Origin of the sequence: Streptomyces sp. 4N509B (assembly GCF_052245655.1) — a bacterium.
In the GTDB taxonomy this organism is placed as follows: domain Bacteria; phylum Actinomycetota; class Actinomycetes; order Streptomycetales; family Streptomycetaceae; genus Streptomyces.
The window spans coordinates 1-902 of record NZ_JBQQBZ010000099.1; the positions used below are offsets into that span (position 1 = coordinate 1).

The 902-nt window shown below is 67.0% G+C and carries 1 protein-coding gene; it reads left to right on the forward strand.

Going from position 1 to position 902, the window contains the following annotated elements:
* Positions 1–122 precede the first annotated feature (122 nt).
* Complete coding sequence (locus tag ACTWP5_RS32090; protein ID WP_443224708.1) at positions 123–887, forward strand: transposase family protein; 765 nt, start codon at positions 123–125, stop codon at positions 885–887.
* The last annotated feature ends 15 nt before the right edge of the window (positions 888–902 follow it).

Here is a 902-nt window from a genome sequence, read left to right on the forward strand (position 1 = left end):
TGAGCCTTTTCCAACCTGTCTGAGGCCGTGGGGCGTTGAGGTGGGGGCTGGGTGCGGGAAGGGGTGAAGCTCCTGGTAGATGGGTTGTCGACCAAGATCAACCTGTCCGCCCGGAGCTTCACATGCTTGTCTACCCATCGGGGATCGATCTGTCCAGTTCTGCTCTCCGCTACTTGTCGGGCCTGCTGACCGCTGGGCGTGTGGAGCGCGGGACCCGATGGCGGCGCCTCCCGGCAGGCCGGCAGGCTCTGCTGGTCCTGGCCCATCTGCGGTGCGGCCACACCTACGCCCAGCTCGCAGCCGGTTTCGGTGTCGGTACCACCACGGCCTACCGGTACGTCACCGAGGCTGTGGAGGTACTCGCCTCCCACGCACCCGAGCTCGCCACGGCGATGAAGACCGCGTCGGCCAAGGCGTTCGTGATCCTGGACGGGACGCTGCTGCCCATCGACCGCATCGCCGCCGACCGGCCCTACTACTCGGGCAAACATCACAAGCACGGCATGAACGTCCAAGTCCTTGCCGATCCGTTCGGACGCCTGCTGTGGGCCTCGCCCGCTCTGCCCGGAGCGGTCCACGACATCCGCGCCGCCCGCACCCACGGCATCATCGAGACGCTGACCAGCGTGAACCTGCCGTGCTGGGCCGACAAGGCATATCGGGGTGCCGGCGGCACCATCCGCGTGCCCTACTGGGGACGGTGGGAGAAGCTGTCGGCCGGCCAGCAGGCCCACAACCGCTCCCACGCGAAGATCCGAGCCTTGGGAGAACAAGCCGTCGCCACGTTGAAGTCCTGGCGGCTCCTGCGGAAGCTGCGATGCAGCACGCCCCGCATAACCAACCTGGTCAAAGCCGTCCTCGCACTTCACCTGAGGCCCGCAGCCTGAGGTTGGAAAAGGCTC